This window comes from Mycolicibacterium flavescens (assembly GCF_001722335.1).
Lineage (GTDB): Bacteria > Actinomycetota > Actinomycetes > Mycobacteriales > Mycobacteriaceae > Mycobacterium > Mycobacterium flavescens.
In genome coordinates, this window is record NZ_MIHA01000007.1 from 247632 (window position 1) to 271598 (window position 23967).

The window sequence follows — 23967 nt, forward strand, 5'->3', positions numbered from 1 at the left end:
GACTCATACGTGTACTGCGATTCGGCGCATCGAGTCATCGACAACGCCCTCCTCCCGTAGCCCTTCCAGGTACGCCAGCCGGGTGAAGCGGTTGAAGAAGTCGTCGGCGATGAGCCCGTTCCTGTTGTACTCCGTGTACAGTTCGGCCGCACCGGCCTGGACGGACCACTCGGCATTGAAGCCGAGTTCCGCGCGTGCCCGGGAGAAATCAACTCGGTAGGAGCGGGGATCTGCACCTCGTTCGCCCGTGATGACGAGCCTTGATCCGGGCACGACATCCACCACCGCTTGTGCGATTTCCGCCACCGTCAGGTTGTTGCACTCGGTGCCGACGTTGTAGGCCCTGCAGTAAATCACCTCCACTGGCGCGACCAGACAGGTCGCAAATGCCGAGGCGATGTCACGCGCATGAACCAGGGGCCGCCAGGGAGTACCGTCGGAAAGCACTCGCACTTCGCCGGTGAGTACTGCCCGACCGACGAGATCGTTGAGCACGATATCTGCCCGTAGCCGCGGTGAGAATCCGAACGCCGTTGCGTTGCGCAAGAACACCGGCGCGAAGCCGCCATCAGCGATAGCCGCGACATCCGCCTCAACGCGGACCTTGCTCTCTGCGTACGGGGTGAGCGGCCGAAGCGGCGCATCCTCGGAGACCAGATGTTCGCCGGCCGCACCATAGACCGAGCATGTCGACGCATAGAGGAAGCGAGCCACCCCGGCTTCCTTGGCCAGTCGGGCCAACCGAACCGACGCGTGATGATTGATCTCGTAGGTGGTTTCCGGTGCCAGCGCCCCCAGTGGATCGTTCGACAGCGCGGCAAGATGGATCACGGCGTCGAATCCGATCAGCTGATCGACCGTCACGTCCCGGAGGTCGAGGGAACGCCCGTCACCAACTCCGGGGGGGTCATCGGGTACGGCACCCAAGATACACGCGGCAAAGTAGCCGGAATCGAGACCGAAGACCTCGTGACCGGATTCGCGAAGTATCGGCGCCATGACAGTGCCTAGGTAACCTTGGTGTCCGGTCACGAGTACGCGCATGTGATGAAACTCCTGATCCTCTTAAAACGTTGTCGGCGTACGCTGTCTCAAGCCTGGCCCGCGGACTCCAGGTACGGGATCCTTGGCTGTCGAGCGGTCCTGGCCTCGCCGAGCGCCGCCTCGGCAGCGCGTTCGCCGCTCAGGAAGGATTCGTCGGTCCAGAGGTGGTTCCACTCTCCATAGCGGCCGCACCTGTGAATACCGATCTGGTCGAGGAATTCCTCGATCGTGGCGAGGGCCGCCGTCCGGTCGTGGTCATAGATTACGTTCGCATATCGGGCGACCACCGCCTCTGACGCCAGGACCATGTCGCCGCCCTTCAGGATGCCCATCGAGCGCAGATGCGCCACAGTCGGCGCGATGAGGGCCTCAGGACATGTGGTCAGCGGTCGGTATTTGTCCGAGAAGTACCATTCGACTTGAATCGCACTCGCACCGTCGGGCACGACCCGGGGTGAAAGGCGGTGAGGGAAGCTGATGCGCGAGAAGGGAATATCCGCGTCGTAAACGTAGCGGATATGCGTTTGGCCGCCGATGCCGGGCCGATCGATGCCGAGGTTGACGAGTACAACCGATGAGAACGCGAGCCGCCTCGAAGCATCGAGCACCTCGTCGGGCACGCCGTCGATCCGTGGTATCAGCTCAGGCAGCGGAATGGAAGAGATCAACTCTGCATATGCAGCGGTGTGGCCGTTCGCAAAACGGAGTGTCCTGGCACGCGGGTCTATCCGGACGACTTCGTGATCGAGACGCACATCCGCACGCTTGACCCAGGATGTCAGGTAGGACTGATAACCGCCGTACGTCGGATACCGGAAGTGAGTGACGTAGTGCAGGTTACGGATAGGAGCCGTCGAAACCGCGCCGCGCAGTGCCTCCTCGAGTGAAGGCCGGTACATGCGAGGGCCCAACCAGTCGGTCGTCAGGTTGGCCATCGAGGTCGTGTGATACTTCTGCCCGTAGGTGATGGGAAATGTCTCGGCGAAGGTGTCCCCGTACGACCGGCGCAGCCATGACTCGTAGTCCCGGGGCGGCGACTCATCCGAAACCTCGGTGGACACGGCCACCATGTCCAAGAGAATCCGCACGATCAACTCAGGCGGCAACCCGTGGAGATTCACCTGAAGCGGATGTGTCAGAATCCGCCCCTGCCAATAGCTGTCGAGTGCGATCCCGACATCCTCGTAGTGGCCGTCGACCGCGTCGGCAAGAATCCGCTGGACCCTCTCGTCCGTGGCGAATGACACATGGGGCCCTTGATCAAAGATGAAGCCCCCGGCCAGAACATGGCTCGCGGTGTGGCCACCGAAGTGGGCGTTCCGGTCGTACACCACATAGGGTTCACCCGAACTTTCAAGAAAGTGGCCGGCTCCGAACCCGCCGAATCCAGTGCCGATCACAGTTATCGGTGCATCAGTCATGAGGTCTCCGTCCCCTTGTCAGCAGAATTGCTGTCCCCCGCTTTGTGATTTTCACCTGAACGGGCCTCGCGACGCCCCAGCGGAGGTTTCTTGTTGTCAGACACGATCGATCACCCGCATGGTCGAGTTGTGAACCGGCAACTCCGCAGAATGCAGAGTGGGCAGCGGGAAGACGATTTCGCCACCCCAGGTGGCGATATGGGCGAGCTGTTCGGAAAGCTCGACTTCGAGGTTCCACGGCAGGACCAACACCACATCCGGCCGATCCCTGTCGAGTCGCGCTGGGTGGTGTATCGGAATACGCGTGCCCGGTGTGAACCGACCGTGCTTATACGGGTTTCGGTCCACCGTGTACTCGAGGAGGTCGGTCCGGATGCCGCAGTAGTTCAGTAGAGTGTTGCCTTTGCCTGGGGCTCCGTACCCCACGACCCGTCTACCTTCGGCGCGACAGTCGAGCAGAAACCGCAGAAGATCGTGACGTATGGATTCACACTTGGGCCGCATCTTCAGGTAACCGTCGACTTTGTGTAACCCGGCAGCTGCCTCCATCGCCAGCACGTCGGCGACACGAGAGCATGTCGGCGCGTCACATTCCTTGGGCCGAGCCCAGACTCGAATGGAACCGCCGTGAGTCGGCAGCATCTCGACATCGACGACCTTCAAACCCGCCGTCGCCAATGCCCGCATCGCGGACAGCACTGTGTAGTACTGGAAATGCTCGTGGTAAATCGTGTCGAACTGGCCGAGCTTGACGAGGTTCAACGCGTGGTGCACCTCGATGCTCAACAGCCCGTCATCGGCCAGCAGGGTACGCAGCGATCGAGTGAAACCCAGCAGATCCGGTATGTGCGCGTAGACGTTGTTGGCGACGACGAGGTCTGCGGGACCGTGTTGTTTTCGCACGGCGGCGGCGAACAGCGGTTCCAGGAAAGCGGTTTCCGTTGGGACGCCCCGTGCGCGAGCGGCCGCACCCACATTGGCCGACGGCTCGATGCCAAGGCAGCGGATTCCCGCTCCGAGTACGTGCTGCAGGAGATACCCGTCGTTGCTGCCCACCTCGACCACGAATGACCGGTCGCCGAGGGCGAGCCTGCGCACGGCACCGTCGACGAAGTTTTTGGCGTGCCGCACCCAGCTGTCCGAGTACGACGAGAAGTACGCGTACTCCCTGAACGTCTCCTCCGGGGTGATCAGCGCGGGAAGCTGAAGCAGCAGACACTTTTCACAGAGTCGGAGATGCAACGGGAACGTCAGTTCGGGGGCATCCAGTTCGTCGGGGGCAAGGAAGCTCTCGCAGGGCGGCGTGGCCCCGAGATCGAGGATGCTCAAAAGACTTTCGGAATCGCAGAGTCGGCAACGCACAGGTCCTCTTTTCACGAGTTCTTGAAGGAGTGATTCAGTAGGCGCCGGTGCGTCCGAATACGGCTCTGACCGTCTTGGCGATGATCAGGATGTCCCCAACCATCGACCAGTTGTCGACGTACGAGAGGTCCAGCCGAACCGCTTCGTCCCACCTGAGGTCGGACCTGCCACTGACCTGCCACAGACCAGTGATCCCCGGCTTCACGAGCAATCTCCTGAGTCCGTCGCAGTCGTAGGTCCCGACCTCCCGCCTCAGCGGTGGACGCGGTCCCACCACACTCATCTCCTGGCGCAACACGTTGATGAACTGCGGCAGCTCGTCGATGCTGAACCGCCGCAGGATTCGGCCCACCGGTGTGACTCTGGGATCGTTGCGGATCTTGAACAGGGGTCCGTCCGATTCGTTCTTGTCGAGTAGGTAGGTCAACTGTTGGTCGGCGTTCTGGACCATCGTGCGCAGCTTCAACATCAAGAACGGTTTGCCGTCGATTCCGATGCGCTCTGCGGCATAGAAGACCGGGCCCCTGCTCGTGAGCTTGATGGCGATCACCGCGACGATGAAGACCGGAAGTGTCACGGCAAGTGCTACCAGCGCAAAGCAGGTGTCGAAGGCCCTCTTCTGGATTCGTTTGGCCCCGAGATACTGCGGTTTCTCGATATGCAGCATCGGGAGGCCGGCGATCGGTCGCATCACGAGGCGTGACAGCGCGACATCCATTGCACCGGTGGACATCACGAGGTCGACGCCCATCGGCTCGAGGTCCCAGATCAGCCGTCGGATCCCGCGTACCCCGAAGTGCTCCGTGCCGGCGATCGCCACCGTGTCGGCACCGCACGTATGGATCGCTTCCATCATGCAGGCTTCATCACCGATGATCGGTACGTGACGACCGCGGACCGCGATGTGCTCGTTCTGCGGAGGCCCGTATCCGGGAATTCCGATACCGACCACTTCCAGGCCGTCAGCGGGGTTCCTGCTCAACTCGGTGGCGAGATGTTCTGCCGCATCACGTTCGCCGAAAACCAGCGCGGCTGTCTGATATCGGCCCTGTGCTCGACGCCGCGTCAGATGCTTCCGCCACAGTTGGCGGCTGAGCACCAAACCCAACGTACCCGCCGGCAGGGCCACTGCGAGATAACCGCGCGCGATGTCGACGTGAAACAGCAGTGCCACCAACGCAATGACACCGAAGGTCCAGAACGACGCGGCGATCACGCGTCGATACTCCTCGATTCCGCTACCCACCAATCGTGGTGACCGGGTACGAAACGCGGCCAAGGCCGACAACCACAAGATCACGAAGACGATCGAGAAGGTCGGAACGTAGTACTCCACGTCACCGGGCGGCGGGAGAATCGCTCCAAATCGGACGTATTGGGCCAATGCCACCGCGGCACACACCACGATGGTGTCGGTAGTCCGCAGCCGACTCGCGAATCTTCGCTGCCACACTGTTCGTTCGAACACCCGGCTCGGTAGTAGGCCGGCCACCGGTGGTATGGGTCTCGCTGTGACCGGTTGCCCGCCAGGTGGGTCGGCGAGATTGCTAACGGCCGCTGTCATGTGCCACTGACCACCGTTGGTCTGCGGCTCTATGAGGTTGGGTTCGGTTTTGATCTGTGGCATGGTTCCCCCGCAACGTTTGAACTGGAAGTTGACTGATCAGCTGTGGTGCAACCGGACCAGGGCCTTTTCGGCTACGAAGGCTTCGGCATAGTACTGATGGCACTGAACCCCCCGGACACGCATCAACCCGAGGAAGGCGTCACTGTCGAACCAGGGCTTCTCGGCCTGACTCGGATAACAACTCTCGATCACTGTCACCTTGAGTGCGGCGGTATCCCGGTCTACCGGCAGGTAGACGTCCGGATTGGGGAGGTCCGACTCCCACTTGAGGACCTCATAGCCGAGTGTCAAGTGGTCACGGAACTCCGTTGGCACGAGCTCGGCGAGCAAGCGGTGATCCTGGTGGTGATCTCCGCGTTGCGGCGCGATCACCAGGTTCGGGTCGCACCCGGCGCGGAACCTGCCCAGGTGCTCTTTGACTTCGCCCCAGTGCTGCGGAAGCCGGCCGTCGGGAAGGTCCGACACCGTCATCCTGACCTCGGCTGTACCGCACAGAGCGGCGAGGGCTTCCTTTTCTTCGACTTCACGTTGTGTGCCACCACCGGTCAGCACCAGGACATTGACCACGATGCCCGGGTTCTCGCGAACCAGTTGCAAAAGCGTGGCGCCGGCGCCGATAGCGATGTCATCGCAGTGAGCCCCCACAAGTGCCACACTGTCGACCGTCCCCGGCGCGAGCCCGATCATCGCCCTACCCCGGCAGACTCATGCTCAGATTCCCAGACCGCCCACGGCCGAATCCCCTTGTTGTAGTCGGCGTCCAGCTCAGCACGCTCCTTGAATGTGTCGGCTGGTCTCCAGAACCCGTCGTGTCGGTAGCCGATGAGGCGGCCAGTTCCGGCCAGCGAGAAGCAAGCGTCACCGACGAGATCTCCGTTCTCCGGTATAAGGTCGATGACATCCTGATTCAAAACGAAGTATCCGCCGTTGACACCGACCGGGAACGCCGTGATCGGCAGCACTTCCTTGACCTCGCCCGTCGAAGCGACGTCGACGCAATGAAACGAGGCGTTGGGCGGAACGATCAACATGGTGGCAGTAGCGGCGACGTTCAGCGCCTTGTCGATCATCTTGTCGAGCGGCGCGTCGGTCAGCACATCCGAATAGTTGGCCAAAAAGTACGGGTCCTGGCCGAGGTGCTCACGCACTCTGCGCAGACGCTCACCGATCGGCGACTCGAGTCCTGTGTCGACGAAAGTGATCGTCCAGTCCGAAATGTCGGACCTGAGTAACTCGACTTGTCCGTCGTGCAGCACGAAGTCGTTGGACTGGGTCTCGCTGTAGCGGAGGAAGAAGTCCTTGATCTTCTCGGCACCGTAGCCCAGGCACAGGATGAACTCCTTGTGACCGTAGTGCGCGTAGTACCGCATCACATGCCACAGCAATGGGCGCGGGCCGACCATTTGAAGTGGTTTGGGGATGATGTCGCTCTCTGCGGTACGCATCCGCATGCCATAGCCGCCACAAAACAGAACCACCTTCATAGCGGTCTCCTCTCGACATCTGTGTTCATGGGAAAGTTGTGGGCGTTCGACGTCGCACGTTCGACGCGGGCTTTCTGATCACGCCGACCGCCTCGGGCGAAGGGCGGCCTCCAGGTACGACTCCGCCAACCGCTGTCCGACGGGAGTCATACCCAGGTCGTTGATGACCGCTGCTCGGCCTCGGGCACCCATTGTGCGGGCGATCCCGGGATCGTTGATCAGGGTGCGGATGGCACGCGCAAGGCTGCGTGGTCCGGGTTCGATAATTATGCCGCAGCGGTGTTTTCGAATCAGAGCGGCAAGTCCGCATTGCTCGGTGGCGACAATTGGAAGACCAACTGACATCGCCTCGAGAACCGCCATCGGGTACGGTTCCGGTCCGATCGACGGAAGGATGTACATCGCTGCGCGACGCATTCGAGCGGGCGCTTCTCCTGCCCCGACCGGGCCCTCCCATCGGACATTATCGGCCTTCGAAGCAGCTGACTGCACCTTCTTGCCTTCACCTTCATCGGGTCCGACCAGGGTGTATTTCGCCCTGACGCCCTCTGAGTTGAGAATGTGTGCCGCCTCCACAAAGTCGATGGGGCGCTTGCGCGGATGAAGACGCGCGAGGAACAGCACCTCTGGAACATCGCCGACCGCCGAAGCCGGCTCATAGAGCGGCACGCCGTTTCCGAGCGGCGAGAGGCGGGCCTCGCCACGCGCCACCTCGTCCAGGGCATCACTTTCTTCGCTGGTGAGATAGAACACCTCGTGCGCTGCGCGCAACAGTCTGCGGACGAGTAGCCCGTCGACCAGTGGCGCAAGTGGATGCGCCCCAGGGAGGATCATGCCGTGCGGTTGCAGCACGAAGGGGATCCGCATCCGCATGAGAAGCGTTGTCAACGGTAACAGCACGAGGTCCCGTCCCAGATGCACATGTGCTACGTCGAATTCGTCGCGAGCGCCGATGAGCCACTTGACCAAGCCGGGCGCCCATAGCCCGGCGAAACCCGTACGCGGCACCAGTCGTCGTGCGGGTCGAAGAACCAGCGGTATCCCATCTTGACGAGTGGGAACGACTTCGTAGTCACGCTGCGCCGCAGCCACCACGACCGAGTGTCCGCGGTCACGCAGCGCGACAGCTTGATTCAGCGCGACCCTGACGGGACCGCCGTAAGCGCCATCCGGACTGAGCATGGTGACCGCTTGAAGTATCCGCACACCATCTTTCGGTGATCGCGGTGGGACTCTGCGGTCATCTCGATTCGCCTGCACGGCGGTGGTCATCAGCTGGCCCAACTCATGAGCGCCGGCTTGTCGATCCACGGTGTGCCCGAGCATCCGAGCGCCTCGATATCGGCGTCGACCATGATGGCGGCCAGTTCCGGTGCTCGGACGTCGGCCTTCCAGTCGAGTAACTGGTGTGCCTTCGTAGGATCACCGATGAGCGAATCGACTTCGGTAGGGCGCACGTATCCCTCGTCGAACCGGACGTAATCCTGCCAGTTCAACCCCGCGTGCTCGAAAGCGAACCCCGCGAAGTCGGCGACTGAATAGCCTTGACCCGTCGCCAAGACGTAGTCGTCCGGTTCGTCAACCTGCAGCATTCGCCACATGCCCTCGACATACTCGGGCGCATAACCCCAATCCCGCACGGCATCAAGATTCCCCAGGAAGAGCTCGCTCTCGAGGCCGGCCTTGATGCGGGCGACGCTCCTGGCGATCTTCCTCGTCACGAAAGTTTCGCCCCGCCGCGGTGATTCGTGGTTGAACAGGATCCCGTTCACAGCGAACATCCCGTACGCCTCGCGATAGTTCCTGGTGATCCAGTACGAATACACTTTCGCAACGCCGTACGGCGACCTGGGGTAGAACGGCGTCAGTTCATTCTGAGGCGGCGGCGAAGCGCCGAACATCTCGGAGCTGGAAGCCTGATAGTACCGGCACGAAACACCCGCGAGCCGCACCGCCTCCAGCAGGCGGACACTGCCGACACCTGTCGTGGTACCGGTGTACTCCGGCTCCTCGAATGACACGCGCACATGCGATTGGGCAGCGAGGTTGTAGACCTCGTCCGGGTTGATCTTGCTCAACAGCATCGCTAGCCGACCGCCATCGCAGAGGTCACCATAGTGAAGGAACAGCCGGGTGTCGGGACAATGCGGGTCCTGGTAGATGTGCTCGATCCGGGTGGTGTTGAACGTCGAAGCACGCCGGATCAGGCCGTGGACCTCATACCCTTTGGCCAACAGCAGTTCGGCCAGGTAGGAACCGTCCTGCCCGGTGATTCCGGTTACCAAGGCGACCTTTTTCATCGCATACTCTTTCGGTGTCGGTCAGCGGTCAAGGTCCTGCGACCCGCCGCCAGTTGCCTTATCCATTCGTCGAGCCGGCCAAGGGCAGCCGGTTCACCCATGGCATCCGCGGCATATCGGATTCCGTTTGCTCCGAGACGCTGCCGAAGCTGTGAATTACCGCCCAGTGATATCGCGGCTTCTACGAGCAGGTCGGGCTTGCCGCAGTCGATCACAATGCCGGCTCCTGACTTCCTGACTTCCTGTGCGGCGTTGCTTTCCGGGCTGGTCGCAGCCAGTATCGACGTCCCGCTTTGGAAGTAGCTGGTGAGCTTGCTCGGTATCGACATCTCTGCCACGCCAGGCTTCTCGTTGAGTAGAAGGACGTCCGCCGCCTGCAATGCGGCAGGGAAGTCATGTTCGGGAAGTGGGTCGCGGATCTCGAGATGAGCCGACTGCCCGGCCAGGCGTTCCAACGCTCGACGTTGGTTACCGTCGCCGACGAGGACGAAACGGAGCTTCAGTTTCCTCCGATCTGCCAGTTGTGCAGCCTGAACAACGTTCTCGAGACCCTGTTTCACCCCCATACTCCCGGCGTGCAGAACGACTGTCTCGTCTTCTGGCCACCCGAGTCGCCTACGCATGACAGCGGAATCGTGAGTGTTGTCGGACCTGACGTGTGTCCAGTTCGGCACCGTCTCGATCCGGTTCGGGTCTACACCGAGGTTGCCGACCAGGTGGGAGCGGAATCGGTTGTGGGCTACCACAACAGAATCGGCCTGGCGTAGAACCCACCCCTCGACTCGCCGCGCCGCTTCGGCGGCCGGCGATCCCGCGCCCTGAAGTTCCCTCACGCCGAGCGAGTACAGATCTTGGACCCAGATGCCGAGTGCTGGACGGGGCGCGGCAGTGCGATCTCGCAGACACACCGCGGCGGTGGCGATCAGCGCCGGAGTCGTGCAGATGATCACATCTGGACGGCGCCATCGCGATGACACCGCACGCAGTCCGAAGGTGGTCTCCATGACGAGTCTGCGTGAATTGGAGACTCCTTTCGGAACCGTGTGTCTCACTCTCTTGACGGGCACGCCGCCGAGCACCTCGGTCGCCGTCCACTTCCACCGGTACTCGGGCGCCAGCCTCCACTCGGGGTAGTGCGGCATGCCGGTGATCACATTGACGCGGTAGCCGCGTTCACTCAGTCCATGACACAGCCCGGAGGCGTACGGGGCGATCCCCAGCGGTTCGGGGTTGAAGTTGATTCCGATGTAGGTGACCGATATCTGCTTGTCCAGGCATGAACCCCCACCGGGTTCGGTGCCGGCGGTCGCCGACGGGCGAATCAGGCCAGATCTGAGCGGAACCGCTGCGTTCATCCCGCCACCGCCAGCTGGTCTTCGCCCACCGCGCCGTAAGCCTCGGCAGGAGAGCGACGTTGGCTCTCGTCGAGCCACCGGACGGTTCGTGCGATTCCCTCGGCAAGATCGACGTTGGGCCGCCAACCGAGCTCACGTGCATCACCGTTGGGTGGTATCGCCCCGGTGTCTCGGACAGCTCCTCGGATCGACTCGTCCACTTCGGAGGCATCGGTGAGCCGCCCGGAACCGACGCTGTATGTCCCGGTCACATCGAGCGGTGCCGCGCCGGCGCAGACGAAGGCATCGACGGCGTCATCGATGTACACGTAGTCGAGCGTGAGCTCCTGGTGCGGGGCCGATATGCGTTGGCTACCGTTGATCATGGCGCTGGCCACGGCCGCGATCGAGGCTCCCGGCTCCGCCTGGCGTTGACGAGGTCCATAGATATTCGCCAACCTCAAGGAGATCGGCGCCAGCCCGTACATGGCTCCATAGGCATGCAGGTAAAGCTCCGCAGCGAGCTTGGCCGCTACGTGCGGTGAATGCAGCGCATACGCCACATCCCCACGGGATTGCGGTCGAGTCGTTGCAGTACCGCTCAGCCCGTACGCGGCATAGACGATCCTTCGCACGCCGGTGCTGCGACTCGCTTCACACAGGTTGATCGTGCCGAGAATGTTGCTGCGAGCGTCGAACTCGGGATTCGACAACGACGCCGACAAACTCGTCTGTGCTGCAAGGTGATAGATGACTTGCGGCCTTGTCCCGTCAACGATGTCTACGAGCTCGGGCGCCTGGATGTCGAGTGAGATGAGCGTGAACCTTTTCTCGCCCAGTCCGTTGCCGGCGATGGCCGCATCGAGATTGCCGGCATGCCCCGTGCTCAGGTTGTCCACTCCGATCACCTGATGCCCATCCGACAGCAGACGGTCAACCAGAGTGGCGCCGATGAACCCGGCGGCGCCGGTGATCAGGACACGCATGATCGGTACTCCACGATGTCGTCTCGCCGCCTGCGTGGGTGTTTTCTCAGCGCAGAGAACCTGCCTTGAAGGGAGCTCCAGAAGCAGTTCACCTCACCGACGAGACGGTCCCCTGTGGACACCTCCCACACGGGGTCATCGGTCAGTCGCCGGGCAATCCGGATTCGGTTGGCGAGTCGGTCCCGCATCGCAGCCCTACGGTGGAACGCCTCGCATGTATGCGTTTCAGTCACGAGGGTGTCCGGCATTCCGACGAAGTCACCGAACCGAAGAAGCCGTGTCCAGAGATCGAGGGCCTGCCATTCGGCCTCCTGCTTCCGCAGGTCACGACAACGTTCGAACGCGGCGCGTCGAAACATCACTCCCGCAACGGGTCCGATCGGATCGCATCCGCTACGGACAATGGTTCGCACTGTGCACTGTCCCGATCGCACGCCAACGATCCGCCTGCTACCGCAACGGTGTTCAGGGCGCGCGATGCCGTGCTGTGCGTCGCGGGTTCCGGCGGCCACGAGGGCGATCCCCCGGTCGCTTTTGAGCACACGCAATTGGGCAGCGATGCAATCGGGGTGGAGGGTGGCGCCGGCGCCCAACAGTTTGATGAAACGTCCCCGACTGTTATCGAGCACGACGTTGAACCCGGCGGCGACCGAAACGGCTGCCGCGGTTTGCACCCTTCGGATTCGAGGGGCGGCTGCGGTACCGATGCCCGTGTGGACAAGTTCGGCTGCCGCCCCCACGATCACGATCTCGATCTCGCTGATGCTCTGCGCAAGAATGCTGTTGATCGTGGCCCGCAGCGGCGACCCAGCCTCGTTGGCGATGACACCCACCGAAACGTCGGGGCTCCACCTCTGGGCCTGTCCCACCACCGGCCGGTACGCCTCCGCGATGTCGGCCCAACCTGTGACGGTTTCGCGGACTCCCGGCATGCAGTGCCCACCGGTTCGTTCGTCCGGTCGGGGCCGTGCCGGCGGCTGATCCTCGATGAGCGGCAACGACGGACTCATACCGTCACTGCCAGATGAACTTTGGTAATCAACGTTGTCCCCCCGGAGCGCTTTCGACTACCCCACAGTGAGCTTCATGTGGAGGTTTTCGAAAGTTAGAGTTTCGACATGGAGGTTCGCAAGACCGCCTCGCCGTGGTTCACGTCAGCTACTGCAGGCATTGGAAGCAACAACGTTGTCAGCGACCAAGGGACTGATCCGCCAGTGAACTCGATAACCACTCGTACACTATGGATTCCGCGACATGGGTTCGTACATGGACCATCCGATCGAAGTTTCTACTAGTTCCCGGTCTAGATCCTCGCTCAAGCCTCGCGGCGGGGGATCGTCCGCGAAATCGCTGCCGCCTGAGCCCGCGAACTCACGCCGAGTTTGGTTAAAAGGTTGTGTACATGGTTCTTTACGGTGTGCACAGCAATGCATAGCGTCTCTGCGATCTCCCGGTTCGAAGCACCTGCCTCGAGCATTCTCAAGATCTGGGTCTCGCGAGATGTGAGAACTAGTTCCTCCGCTCCCCCCTGACGCTGTGCAGCGAGTGCAGACAGCCGCCGAAGGAGGATCGCAGAAACAGCAGGCGAACAGGCGGATTCGCCCGCAGCAACCTTGCGGATCAGAATAAGTAGGTCCTCCAGCGACTCGTTCCGCAGGTGGTAGCCCGCCACACCGGCCTCGGCGCACGCGACGATTTCGGGTTCATCGTCCTCGGACATGCCCATTGCGATCACCTGCGCGCCCGGCGCACTGGAGAACATCCGACGCAGCAGCACCGCACTGTTGCGTGTCGCGACGTTCAGCAAGATGACCATGGGTGCCGAATCATGCAGTGCCGCAGTCAAAGAATCGAGATCCCACGCCATGGTCGGACGAGCTGCAGCGTTTGCAGCGATGACTCCAGCGAGATACTCGCGGTACAGCTTGCTGTCGTCGACGACCAGCACGGTCATCTCGGGGGCAGTGAGCACGCCGCGCGCCGCGGGGAACATCCGAGTATCTTGGAGAACTCGCTGACCATTCTCTGCCTGGCTGACCACCAGTGCCTCCCCCCTAGCGCCTGTTAGAGCAGCACTTCGCAATCGGCGCAAGTCGACTCGTCAACACCACAGCGGAGTCGCTTCGGGACTGGAACCCACCCCATATCGGTCTGAGTTGCTGTCCGACCAGCGGTGGCCGGATGCCGGTCCGGAAGCCCTTTGCGCCTCTGGGTTGCGTATCAGTCCAGATTCGGACTGTCTCCGGTTGAGCGTGGCGCCCTGTGCGACCGTCGCGGCCTTACCGCATCCCCGTTCGGACGTCACGTCCGCCGCCCCCGTCGAGCAACCGATTCCTCCGTTCTGTTGCTGACCCGATGTCGAATGCTAAGTGTTTGCCGTGGAGCACTCAAGCGAGGCAAAGCGCCGCTCGCCGCTATCGTTGCATAAACAAACTTCTCGAGCCGCACGTAAGTTGCCCGACGGACCAGCCCTGTCTACTTTGATGCAGCTTGCGGGTCTATTTACATACTATTGGTCTGATTGCTGCTTCGTTTACGGTCGTGTTGAATTCGTTTTCTGACCATTACCAGGTGGATTGACTCGGAAGAGCCATCTGCCGATGACAGTACGGTGCCTGAGCTCGGCGGAATCGGCGCCTACCGGCGGAATACTGTCATCGGTCCAGAAACCGCCATCTTCGGAAATGTCCCGACGCGCTCAGCAACCATGAAGCGACACCGGCGCATATTCGCTGAATCTGCACAGCGGCGCACAGTATCGCGGGCTGACGTGTGCTCAGCCGAGAATCAGACCTGAGGTCGGCACACCGGTGCCCGCGGTGACGAGAACGTGTTCGACGTTGGGCACCGGATTGACCGACGTGCCCCGCAGTTGCCGAACGCCTTCGGCGATCCCGTTCATCCCGTGGATGTAGGCCTCACCCAGCTGGCCGCCGTGAGTGTTGATCGGCAGCCGGCCGCCGACCTCGATCGCGCCGTCGGCGATGAAGTCCTTGGCGTCGCCGCGATCGCAGAAACCGAGCTCTTCCAACTGGATCAACGTGAACGGCGTGAAGTGGTCGTAGAGGACCGCGGTCTGAATGTCCTGCGGCGTCAACCCCGACTGCGCCCACAGCTGTCTGCCCACCAGGCCCATCTCGGGCAGGCCGAGTTCGGCCCGGTAGTAGCTGGTCATCGAGTACTGGTCGGGGCTCGACCCCTGCGACGCCGCCTCGATGATCGCCGGCCGGTGCTTGAGGTCCTTCGCCCGTTCCGCGGACGTCACCACCAACGCCACCCCGCCGTCGGTCTCCTGGCAGCAGTCCAGCAACCGCAGAGGCTCGGCGATCCACCGCGAATTCTGGTGGTCGTCAATGGTAATCGGCTTCTCGTAGAAGTAGGCCTTCGGATTCTTGGCCGCGTGCTTGCGGTCGGCGACCGAGATGGCGCCGAAATCCCGGCTGGTCGCGCCGGACTGGTGCATGTAGCGCCGAGCGATCATCGCGACCTGTGCAGCGGGGGTGGACAACCCGTGCGGATAGGAGAACGAGTTGTCCACACCGGTCGAGTCGGCGTTCTCCACCAGCCGCATCTGGACCTGTCCGAACCGCACGCCCGAGCGCTCGTTGAAAGCCCGGTACGCCACAACGCATTCGGCGACACCGGTGGCCACCGCGATCGCGGCCTGCTGGATCGTCGCGCACGCCGCGCCACCGCCGTGGTGGATCTTGGAGAAGAACTTCAGGTCGCCGATGCCGGTCGCGCGGGCGATCGCGACTTCGGTGTTGGAGTCCATCGTGAACGTCACCATGCCGTCGACGTCGGCGGGTGTCAGCCCAGCGTCGTCGAGCGCGTCGAGCACAGCCTCCGAGGCGAGCCGCAGCTCGCTGCGGCCGGAGTCCTTGGAGAAGTCGGTGGCGCCGATCCCGACGATCGCAGCCTTACCGGAGAACTCGCCCGCCATCAGGAACCTCCACCGATCGTGAGTGTGGCGGTGGCGATCACGTGGTCGCCGAGACTGTTGCTGCCAACGATTTTCAGGGTGATCACCTCGCCGTCGATCGCGGTCACCTCACCGGTGAATGTCACGGTGTCGTAGGCATACCACGGCACACCCAGTCGCAGCGAGATCGACTTGATCAGCGCGGTCGGGCCCGCCCAGTCGGTGATGTAGCGCTGCACCAGACCGGTGTCGGTGAGGATGTTGACGAAGATGTCCTTGGATCCCTTGGCGTGCGCCTTGTCCCGGTCGTGGTGCACGTCCTGGTAGTCGCGGGTGGCGATGGCCGTCGACACGATGAACGTCGGATCGCCGTACAGCGCCAGTTCGGGCAGCTTCGTGCCCACTTCGACAGTCGGTGTGCTCACGCGGCCGGCTCCCATGCATACAGTGTCCAGGCCGGGCCTGAATCGCCTTCCGGAAAGTCGATAAACGTTGCGCGGACCGGCATTCCGATCTCCACCGCCTCGGGGTCGACGTTGCGGAGCTCACCGAGCATCCGGACGCCCTCCTCGAGTTCGACGAGCGCGATGACGAACGGCAGCGTGCGGCCGGGAACCTTTGGCGCGTGATGCACGACGAAGCTGAACACGGTGCCCTCGCCGCTGGCCACCACGTAGTCGGTCGGCTGGTCCTTGTCCAACCACAGTGCGGGCACCGGCGGGTGCACCAGCGTGCCGTCGGAGCGCTTCTGGATGCGCAGCTCGTGGGCGTTGACACCGTCCCAGAAGAACTTGGTGTCGCGCGACGACGCAGGCCGCATCATCTTCTCGGCGTCCAGGTCCTCGGGTACCGCGGCACCCGCGGACTTCTCGGCGGGCTTGAACTTCATGATGCGCCAGAGCATTTCGGCGACCGGCTCTTTGCCGTCATCACCGCTGTACCAGGTGATCTTCTGCGTGATGAAGAACCCCTCGCCGAGTGCGGTGCTCTTCGGGCCGACGACGTCGGTCAGTTCGGCGGTGACGCTGACCTGCTCGCCGGTGCGCAGATACCGGTGGTAGGTCTGCTCGCAGTTGGTTGCGACCACGCCGATGTAGCCCGCCTCGTCGAACAGGTCGAGGATCTTGCCGAGTGGGTCGTCATCGGGTCGCACCCCGCCGAGGCCCATCATCGTCCAGACCTGGATCATCGCCGGCGGTGCGACGGCGCCGGGATGCCCGGCGGCCTTCGCGGCGGCGTCGTCGACGTAGATCGGGTTCTTGTCGCCCATCGCGTCGAGCCAGTGGTCGATCATCGGCTGGTTGACCGGATGCCTGCCGACGCGCGGCTTGCTCTTACCCTCGGACTTGACCCGTTCGGCCGCGGCCTTGATGTCGTCGACCGTCACCGCGGAACCCTCGGCACCTTCAGCCCCGCGGCCGCGATCATCTCCCGCATCACCTCGTTGACACCTCCGCCGAACGTGATCACCAGGTTGCGCTTGGTCTGCGCGTCAAGCCATTCCAGCAGTTCGGCGGTTTCAGGTTCGGCGGGGTTGCCGTACTTGCCGACGATCTCCTCGGCCAGGCGCCCGGCGTACTGGATGCGTTCGGTGCCGAACACCTTGGTAGCGGCCGCATCCGCGACGTCGATGGTCTCCCCCGCCGCGGCGACCTGCCAATTGAGCAACTCGTTGATCCGCCACATCGCCTTGAGCTCACCGAGCGAGCGCTTGACGTCGGGGTGCTCCAGCGGAGTGTCGCCGTTGCCGCCCGGCTTTGATGCCCATTCGTGCACCCGATCGTAGAGGCTGGCGAACCGGCCTGCGGGTCCGAGCATCACGCGCTCGTTGTTGAGTTGGGTGGTGATCAGTTTCCAGCCACCGTTCTCCTCACCGACGAGCATGTCGGCGGGTACCCGGACGTCGTTGTAGTAGGTGGCGTTGGTGTGGTGGGCACCGTCGGACAGGATCATCGGCGTCCACGAGTAGCCGGGATCCTTGGTGTCGACGATGAGAATCGAAATGCCCTTGTGCTTGACCGCTTCGGGATCCGTGCGGCAGGCCAGCCAGATGTAGTCGGCGTCGTGGCCGCCCGTGGTGAACACCTTCTGCCCGTTGACTATGTACTCGTCACCCTGGCGCACGGCGGTGGTCCGCAGCGACGCAAGGTCGGTGCCGGCCTCCGGTTCGGTGTAGCCGATCGCGAAATGCACGTCACCGGAGAGGATCGCGGGCAGGAACTTCTCCTTCTGCGCCTCGGTTCCGTACTGCTGCAGCGTCGGCCCGACGGTCTGCAGCGTGACGGCCGGCAGCGGTACGTCGGCGCGCTGGGCTTCGTTGACGAAGATCGACTGCTCGATCGGGCCGAACCCGAGGCCGCCGAACTCCTTCGGCCAGCCCACGCCCAGCTTTCCGTCCGAGCCCATCCGCTTGATGACCGCGCGGTACGCCTCGTTGTGACGGTCCTTCTCCATCGCCTTGGCCTCTTCGGGCGAGATGAGATTGGAGAAGTACTCCCGCAGTTCAGCCTGCAGCTGCTTCTGCTCGGGGGTCAAATCGATGAACATCCCTATCTCCCGTCGTCCCCTGGCCTCCGGCCATGGCCCCGTCGCTCGCCCGATGCCGCTCCCACCAAGTCGAGTCGGTGCGACGGACCGCCGACCAGGCGGGCCAGGTCTTTGATCGATGAGTAGTAGCGGTCCATCGGGTAGGTGATGTCCATGCCCATGCCGCCGTGCAGATGATGGCAGAGCTGCATCACCGGCGGGGCCTGCGAGGTCAGCCAGTAGCCGAGGATGTCGATGTCGTCCTGGGTCTGCGGGTCCGCATCCCGGCCCTCCGCCAACCGCCAGGTGACCGAGTTGGAGGCCAGCGTCAGTGTGCGAGAAGCGATATAGACCTCGGCGAGCTGCGCGGCGACCGTCTGGAACGTCGACAGCGGCTTACCGAACTGTTCGCGGTTCGCCACGTAATCAGCGGTGAGGCGTAGGGCGCCGGCGACCAGGCCGGCCGCGAACGCGCCGATCGCCGCGAGCGCCAGCTGATTCACCCGGCCGGCAGAGGCACCGTCGAGCACCCCGTCGACCTCGGCGTCGGCGAACGTCACCGTGTACTCGTCGCCGTGGTTGGACGTCGGCGTCTTGGTCACCGATACCCCGTCGGCCTTCGGTGAGATCACGACGACCGCGGAGTCGGTCGTGACTACCAGCCAATCGGCTTGTCCGGCATAGGGAACCGCGACCTTCGTCCCGCTGATCCGACCGCCGGCGAACGTGGTCGCCGGCCGGTCCGGCAGCGGTGCGCCCGGCTCGTTGAGCGCCGCGGAGAGCACCGCGCCCTTCGCCACCTGGGCGAGGTAGCGGTCCTGCTGCTCGTCGGACGCCGACTCCAGGATCGGAAGCAATCCGAGTCCCAGCGTCGCCAACGCGGGGCTGACGGTGCCGTGCCTGCCGATCTCCGTGAGCGCCGTGGCCACCTCGGCCAGCCCGACGCCGTCACCGCCGAGCCGCTCCGGAACCGCCAGTGCGGTCACACCACCGGAAACCAGGGCATCCCAGCTGTTGTCCCGGCCGAGCACCGAAGTGACCACGTCGGCGACAGCCAGCTGCCCTTCGTCTGGACTGAAGTCCACCCGAATCCTCCTCGATTCGATTGCGCTGCGCGAGCGACGGTCCGGACTACGCGCCCTTGCCGGTGTAGTCCACCTGCCAGTGCTTGATGCCGTTGAGCCAACCAGACTTGAGCCTCTCGGGTTCACCGATCGGCTTGATGTCGGGCATGTTGTCGGCGACCGCGTTGAAGATCAGGTTGATGGTCATCCGCGCCAGGTTCGCGCCGATGCAGTAGTGCGCCCCGGTGCCGCCGAAGCCGACGTGCGGGTTCGGGTCGCGCAGGATGTTGAAGCTGTGTGGGTCATCGAAGACCTCTTCGTCGAAGTTGGCCGACCGGTAGCTCATCACCACCCGCTCGCCCTTCTTGATCTTCACCCCGGACAGTTCGGTGTCCTCGAGTGCGGTGCGCTGGAAGGCCGAAACCGGTGTGGCCCAGCGGATGATCTCATCCGCAGCGGTGGTCGGACGCTCCCGCTTGTAGAGCTCCCACTGATCCGGGTTCTGGGTGAACGCGATCATGCCGTGGGTGATCGAGTTGCGGGTGGTCTCGTTGCCCGCGACGGCGAGCATGATGACGAAGAAGCCGAACTCGTCGTCGGAGAGCTTCTCACCGTCGATGTCCGCTTCGATCAGCGTCGTGACGATGTCCTCGGTGGGGTTCTTGGCCCGCTCCTCGGCCATCTTCATGGCGTACTGGATCAGCTCGAACGACGACATCGCGGGGTCGACGTCCGCGTACTCCGGATCCTCGCCCGCCGTCATCTCGTTGGACCAGCGGAAGATCTTGTCGCGGTCCTCCTGCGGCACGCCGAGCAGTTCGGCAATCGCCTGCAGCGGCAGTTCGCACGACACCTGCTCGACGAAGTCGCCGGAGCCCTCGGCCGCGGCCGTCTCGGCGATCCGCTGCGCACGGGCGCGCAGCTCGTCCTCGAGCCGTCCGATGGCGCGCGGGGTGAAGCCGCGCGAGATGATCTTGCGAAGTCGGGTGTGCTGCGGCGCATCCATGTTCAGCAGGACCGCGCGCTGCAGGTCGATGGCGTCGCGGGTCATGTCCTGCGGCCAGACCGGGATCGCGCCGTCGGGTGAACTGCCGAAGATGTCGTTGCGCTTGGACACCTCCTTGACGTCGGCGTGCTTGGTGACCAGCCAGTAGCCCTTATCGCCGAAGCCGCCGGTACCGCCGGGCACATCGACCCAGTGGATAGGCTCCGACTTGCGCAGCTCGGCGAGTTCGGCAACCGGAAGACGCTCGAGGTTAAGGGTCGCGTCGAGGAAGTCGAAGTCAGCTGGAATCAGGCTAGGCATGTGTATGAACTCCTCAATTGCAACGTGTTCTAGTGCCAGTAAAACATGCCTTCTGCGCAGATAAAAGGCAGGTCATCATCCTCGCTTGTCAGAGTAATGAAACGTGTTCTAGCCTGACGGAATGGGTAACCCTGTCATCGTTGAAGCCACCCGCAGCCCCATCGGAAAGCGCAACGGCTGGCTTGCGGGCCTGCACGCGACCGAGCTGCTGGGGGCCACTCAGAAAGCTCTCGTCGAGAAGGCCGGCATCGAGGCCGGGGACGTCGAACAGGTCGTCGGCGGATGCGTCACCCAGTTCGGTGAGCAGTCCAACAACATCACCCGGGTGAGCTGGCTGGTGGCCGGCCTGCCCGACCACGTCGGCGCGATGACCGTCGACTGCCAGTGCGGCAGCGGGCAGCAGGCCAACGGCCTGATCGCGGGTCTGATCGCGGCCGGCGCCATCGACATCGGCATCGCCTGCGGTATCGAGGCGATGAGCCGAGTCGGGTTGGGCGCCAACGCCGGACCCGACCGCAGTATCCTGCGCCCGGCCTCGTGGGACATCGACCTGCCCGATCAGTTCACCGCCGCCGAGCGAATCGCCAAGCGCCGCGGCATCACTCGCGAAGAGATCGATCAGTTCGGTTTCGATTCGCAACGCAAAGCCAAGCAGGCGTGGGCCGAGGGCCGGTTCGACCGGGAGATCAGCGGCATCGAAGCGCCGGTGCTCGACGACCAGAAGCAGCCCACCAGCGAGCGCCACGTCGTCACGCGGGACCAGGGTCTGCGCGACACCACGCTCGAGGGGTTGGCGTCGCTCAAGCCGGTGATCGAGGACGGCATCCACACCGCAGGCACGTCGTCGCAGATCTCCGACGGCGCGGCCGCGGTGCTGTGGATGGACGAGGACAAGGCCCGCGCGCTCGGACTCAAGCCGCGGGCGCGCATCGTCAGCCAGGCACTCGTCGGCGCCGAGCCCTACTACCACCTCGACGGCCCCGTGCAGTCGACCGCCAAGGTGTTGGAGAAGGCCGGGATGAAGATGGGCGACATCGACATCGTCGAGATCAACGAGGCCTTCGCGTCGGTGGTGCTGTCCTGGGCCCGGGTGCACGAGCCCGATATGGACCGGGTGAACGTCAACGGTGGTGCGATCGCGCTCGGCCATCCCGTCGGCAGCACGGGCAGCAGGTTGATCACGACCGCGCTGCACGAGCTCGAGCGCACCGATCAGAGCACGGCGCTGATCACCATGTGTGCCGGCGGTGCGCTGTCCACCGGCACGATCATCGAACGCATCTAGTTCCCAACCCCGGCGCTCTACCCTTCGCGGCGCAGGGTCGGGCTGAACCGCGCGCGGATGTGGTGGATCCGGCCGTCGTCCGCCGGAATGAGGAACGTTTCGCGGACCGGGGCGACAACCCGGCGCCCGGCGAACCTCGCCTTGGTGACGACGGTGAACGTGGCGTGCACGTGGTCGCCGTCGATGGTGAACGTCCGGTCGGTCGTGGCCTCGATGATGCGGTACTGAGGGCCGTTGTTGAGGCTGCGCCTCAGATGCTCACCGGAGAAACCCGTCTTCACGCCCTGTTCGACACGCACGCAGCCGGGCGCGAACGGCACCGCGTCGGCCCGATGGCTGGCGAGTGCGTCGATGTAGGCGTCGGCGGCCGCGATGCGCTCGTCGTCGGAGGCGCCGGATCTCGGTTCGGGTGTCGATGGCACCGCCCGAGCATATGCGGCCACCCCGGGGATCGGTCCGGCGGTGCACGGCGGAGCGTTTGCTGAAACAACGACCGTGTCAAATAGCGGCGGCATATTCGACGGTCACGCAGAAATGAGTGGTGATCGAATTACGCTTTCTTTGAACGGTCAAAAAGCCATTCGCAGCTTCCCGCGACGATCACAGTGGACCGTGAAAACGCGGGCAAGCCGTTCAACCCCGGCCTGATCATGAATTCGGCCACCCCGGCCAGAAAGCTGACCTGCACGTCAATTAGAACTTGCACTTGCAACCGGAATTGCCATTCGCCAGACACTCCGTCGCACTGCCGCGCGTAATCGCATGGAGAGTCGAATCGTGCCGGACCAGCACCGCGAGGACAAGCGCGTACACTCCCAGCGAAGGCACAATCAGATCCCGGCAGTGAATGCGCGACTTTGATGCGACTCTACTCACGCCTCACGGAGGGCTGAAGTCGCTTCAATAGCAAATATAATATCGCCCGCAATGCTTGATCTTGCAACGTTGCTACAACGCGCTACGTACCGCTTCTGCTACCCCGCCTCCCTTCGGACGAAGGCCGTCGAACGACGTTGCCGGCGGGCCGCGCAGCCCAGTGCGACGGCTGGGCCCATCGCTGATCTGCTTGCAGCTTCAAGCTTCTGAACTGGGGGCATAACCGTTCGAACGTGCAGTTCACGCTTCCGCCAACCCTGGTACGCGAACGCAGAGCAGCCGCCAACTCGCGATTGGATCGACAGCATCCCGCCCCTCATAGGGTTGCTCCACCTGCTGCGAGAAATTCGCCTAGCCCTAAACAGGGAAATGCTTGACGGCCATCTCAGCAAAGTCTTACAGTTACCGCGCCACTGCTCGCAAATACGCATCGTCGCGTCAGGCAGTGGGGGGAGGCTGCGAAACAGTGTCGAGCCAGCGAATTATCGGCGACCCGCCGGGGGACGGGGAGTATCGCCCGACGACAGTTCGGGTGACGAGTCCACGCGGCCGATTCGACGCGACGAAATCTCTCGCGCTCCGCCGGCGCATGGGCAGCGAAACCGACCGTGCCACTAGGCGATGTCCGTTTCACCTCAGTCGATAAGCGATCGGATGACAGCGCACTGAAAAAAGGGGGTTCGGGGAGCAGGTCACTGCACACAGTGACGTCCGGCAAAAAACTTTTGCCATCAACTATTCCAGGGACGCATCGGCGTCCTTCACCAGTAAGGAAAACAGGGATGGAACGCAAGACAACATCACCGACGGCCAAGCGCGCCGTGGCAGCGGCGTTTGCCGGTGCGCTGGCGCTGTCGTTCGGTGGCCTCACCGTGGTGCCCGACGACGCTGCCTCGCAGCTGCTGGCCGCCCCGTCGAGCGTCAGCGGCGCCTGGGGCGACCTGCCCCTGCAGGGCGGCGACGGCGGAGACAACGGCAACAACAGCGGCGGCGGCGGCGGCACCGGCGGCAGCAGCGGGAACGGCGGATCGGGTACCGGCACCGGAACCGGTGCGTCCGGCTCCGGTGGCACCGGTAGCGGCGGCGCTGGCGTCGGCGGCGGCGGCATCGGCGGCGGCGGCGTCAGCGGTGCCGCCGGCGGCGGAGGCGCGACCGGCGGAGCCGCTGTCGGCGGCGCGGGTGGTAGCAGCGGGTCGAGCACCGGCGGCAGCAGCGGAAATGCCAACGGCGGCACCGGCGGCAGCGCCGGCAATGCCAACGGCGGCGCCGGGGGCGCCGGCGGCAACAGCGGTGTGGCGGCCAGCGGGCCCGGCGTCAGCAGCGGCGGCGTCGGCTTCGGTGGAGCCGGCGGCGCGAGCATCGGCGGTAATGGCGGCGGCGCCGCGGGCGGAGCGGGTGGCAGCACCGGTTCCGGCGGACCGGGCGGCGCC

21 protein-coding genes are annotated in these 23967 nt (G+C 63.7%); 2 read left to right on the forward strand and 19 right to left on the reverse strand.

All coding sequences use genetic code 11. The features are described from left to right. Positions 1-3: 3 nt before the first annotated feature. The 18 genes from BHQ18_RS12255 to BHQ18_RS12340 form a co-directional block, all read right to left on the reverse strand. Positions 4-1044, reverse strand: coding sequence for an NAD-dependent epimerase/dehydratase family protein (locus BHQ18_RS12255; RefSeq protein WP_069413866.1), 1041 nt, complete (start codon positions 1042-1044; stop codon positions 4-6). A gap of 47 nt (positions 1045-1091) precedes the next feature. Further along, positions 1092-2465, reverse strand: coding sequence for a protoporphyrinogen/coproporphyrinogen oxidase (locus BHQ18_RS12260; protein WP_084294029.1), 1374 nt, complete (start codon positions 2463-2465; stop codon positions 1092-1094). 96 nt (positions 2466-2561) lie between these two features. Further along, positions 2562-3827 carry a class I SAM-dependent methyltransferase gene (locus tag BHQ18_RS12265; RefSeq protein WP_069413868.1) on the reverse strand — a complete coding sequence of 422 codons (1266 nt, stop codon included), beginning with the start codon at positions 3825-3827 and terminating at the stop codon, positions 2562-2564. Positions 3828-3861: 34 nt separating this feature from the next. Further along, positions 3862-5391 (reverse strand): sugar transferase, encoded by a 1530-nt coding sequence (locus BHQ18_RS12270; protein WP_069413919.1) that lies wholly within the window; start codon positions 5389-5391, stop codon positions 3862-3864. A 99-nt stretch (positions 5392-5490) separates the two neighbouring features. Next, positions 5491-6141 (reverse strand): PIG-L deacetylase family protein, encoded by a 651-nt coding sequence (locus tag BHQ18_RS12275; protein ID WP_069413869.1) that lies wholly within the window; start codon positions 6139-6141, stop codon positions 5491-5493. Beyond that, positions 6138-6938, reverse strand: coding sequence for a glycosyltransferase family protein (locus BHQ18_RS12280; protein ID WP_069413870.1), 801 nt, complete (start codon positions 6936-6938; stop codon positions 6138-6140). Before BHQ18_RS12280 ends, BHQ18_RS12275 begins: the two co-directional genes overlap by 4 nt. A gap of 78 nt (positions 6939-7016) precedes the next feature. Further along, positions 7017-8210 (reverse strand): glycosyltransferase, encoded by a 1194-nt coding sequence (locus BHQ18_RS12285; RefSeq protein WP_234794158.1) that lies wholly within the window; start codon positions 8208-8210, stop codon positions 7017-7019. Next, positions 8210-9238, reverse strand: a complete 1029-nt coding sequence (gmd, locus tag BHQ18_RS12290) for a GDP-mannose 4,6-dehydratase (RefSeq protein WP_069413872.1) — start codon at positions 9236-9238, stop codon at positions 8210-8212. Before gmd ends, BHQ18_RS12285 begins: the two co-directional genes overlap by 1 nt. Next, a complete protein-coding gene (locus BHQ18_RS29095; protein ID WP_084294030.1) occupies positions 9235-10593 on the reverse strand; it encodes a glycosyltransferase family 4 protein in 1359 nt (452 codons plus the stop codon). The genes gmd and BHQ18_RS29095 overlap by 4 nt, the downstream gene beginning before the upstream one ends. Next, positions 10590-11558: an NAD-dependent epimerase/dehydratase family protein gene (locus tag BHQ18_RS12300; protein ID WP_069413874.1), complete on the reverse strand. Its 969-nt coding sequence runs from the start codon at positions 11556-11558 to the stop codon at positions 10590-10592. The genes BHQ18_RS29095 and BHQ18_RS12300 overlap by 4 nt, the downstream gene beginning before the upstream one ends. Then, positions 11546-12568: a glycosyltransferase family protein gene (locus BHQ18_RS12305; RefSeq protein ID WP_131815680.1), complete on the reverse strand. Its 1023-nt coding sequence runs from the start codon at positions 12566-12568 to the stop codon at positions 11546-11548. Before BHQ18_RS12305 ends, BHQ18_RS12300 begins: the two co-directional genes overlap by 13 nt. Positions 12569-12873: 305 nt before the next feature. After that, positions 12874-13599, reverse strand: a complete 726-nt coding sequence (locus tag BHQ18_RS12310; protein WP_308204736.1) for a LuxR C-terminal-related transcriptional regulator — start codon at positions 13597-13599, stop codon at positions 12874-12876. Positions 13600-14334: 735 nt separating this feature from the next. After that, a complete protein-coding gene (locus BHQ18_RS12315) occupies positions 14335-15501 on the reverse strand; it encodes a 17-hydroxy-3-oxo-4-pregnene-20-carboxyl-CoA lyase (RefSeq protein ID WP_069413877.1) in 1167 nt (388 codons plus the stop codon). Then, positions 15501-15905 (reverse strand): MaoC family dehydratase, encoded by a 405-nt coding sequence (locus tag BHQ18_RS12320; RefSeq protein WP_069413920.1) that lies wholly within the window; start codon positions 15903-15905, stop codon positions 15501-15503. The genes BHQ18_RS12315 and BHQ18_RS12320 overlap by 1 nt, the downstream gene beginning before the upstream one ends. Continuing rightward, positions 15902-16867 (reverse strand): bifunctional MaoC family dehydratase N-terminal/OB-fold nucleic acid binding domain-containing protein, encoded by a 966-nt coding sequence (locus tag BHQ18_RS12325; RefSeq protein WP_069413878.1) that lies wholly within the window; start codon positions 16865-16867, stop codon positions 15902-15904. Before BHQ18_RS12325 ends, BHQ18_RS12320 begins: the two co-directional genes overlap by 4 nt. Then, positions 16864-18027 (reverse strand): acyl-CoA dehydrogenase FadE29, encoded by a 1164-nt coding sequence (fadE29, locus tag BHQ18_RS12330; RefSeq protein ID WP_069413879.1) that lies wholly within the window; start codon positions 18025-18027, stop codon positions 16864-16866. The genes BHQ18_RS12325 and fadE29 overlap by 4 nt, the downstream gene beginning before the upstream one ends. Before the next feature lie 2 nt (positions 18028-18029). Then, positions 18030-19091, reverse strand: coding sequence for an acyl-CoA dehydrogenase family protein (locus tag BHQ18_RS12335; RefSeq protein ID WP_069413880.1), 1062 nt, complete (start codon positions 19089-19091; stop codon positions 18030-18032). A gap of 46 nt (positions 19092-19137) precedes the next feature. Further along, positions 19138-20376 carry a cytochrome P450 gene (locus tag BHQ18_RS12340; RefSeq protein WP_069413881.1) on the reverse strand — a complete coding sequence of 413 codons (1239 nt, stop codon included), beginning with the start codon at positions 20374-20376 and terminating at the stop codon, positions 19138-19140. Between the two features lie 121 nt (positions 20377-20497). Between BHQ18_RS12340 and BHQ18_RS12345 the strand changes: the two genes are divergently transcribed. After that, positions 20498-21661 carry a steroid 3-ketoacyl-CoA thiolase gene (locus BHQ18_RS12345; protein ID WP_069413882.1) on the forward strand — a complete coding sequence of 388 codons (1164 nt, stop codon included), beginning with the start codon at positions 20498-20500 and terminating at the stop codon, positions 21659-21661. 17 nt (positions 21662-21678) lie between these two features. Here the strand turns inward: BHQ18_RS12345 and BHQ18_RS12350 are convergent, their stop codons facing one another. Beyond that, complete coding sequence (locus BHQ18_RS12350) at positions 21679-22083, reverse strand: DUF8021 domain-containing protein (protein WP_069413883.1); 405 nt, start codon at positions 22081-22083, stop codon at positions 21679-21681. A 1236-nt stretch (positions 22084-23319) separates the two neighbouring features. Here BHQ18_RS12350 and BHQ18_RS30295 point away from each other — a divergent pair. Next, a partial coding sequence (locus BHQ18_RS30295; protein ID WP_205866085.1) for a hypothetical protein occupies positions 23320-23967 on the forward strand: 648 nt, incomplete at its 3' end.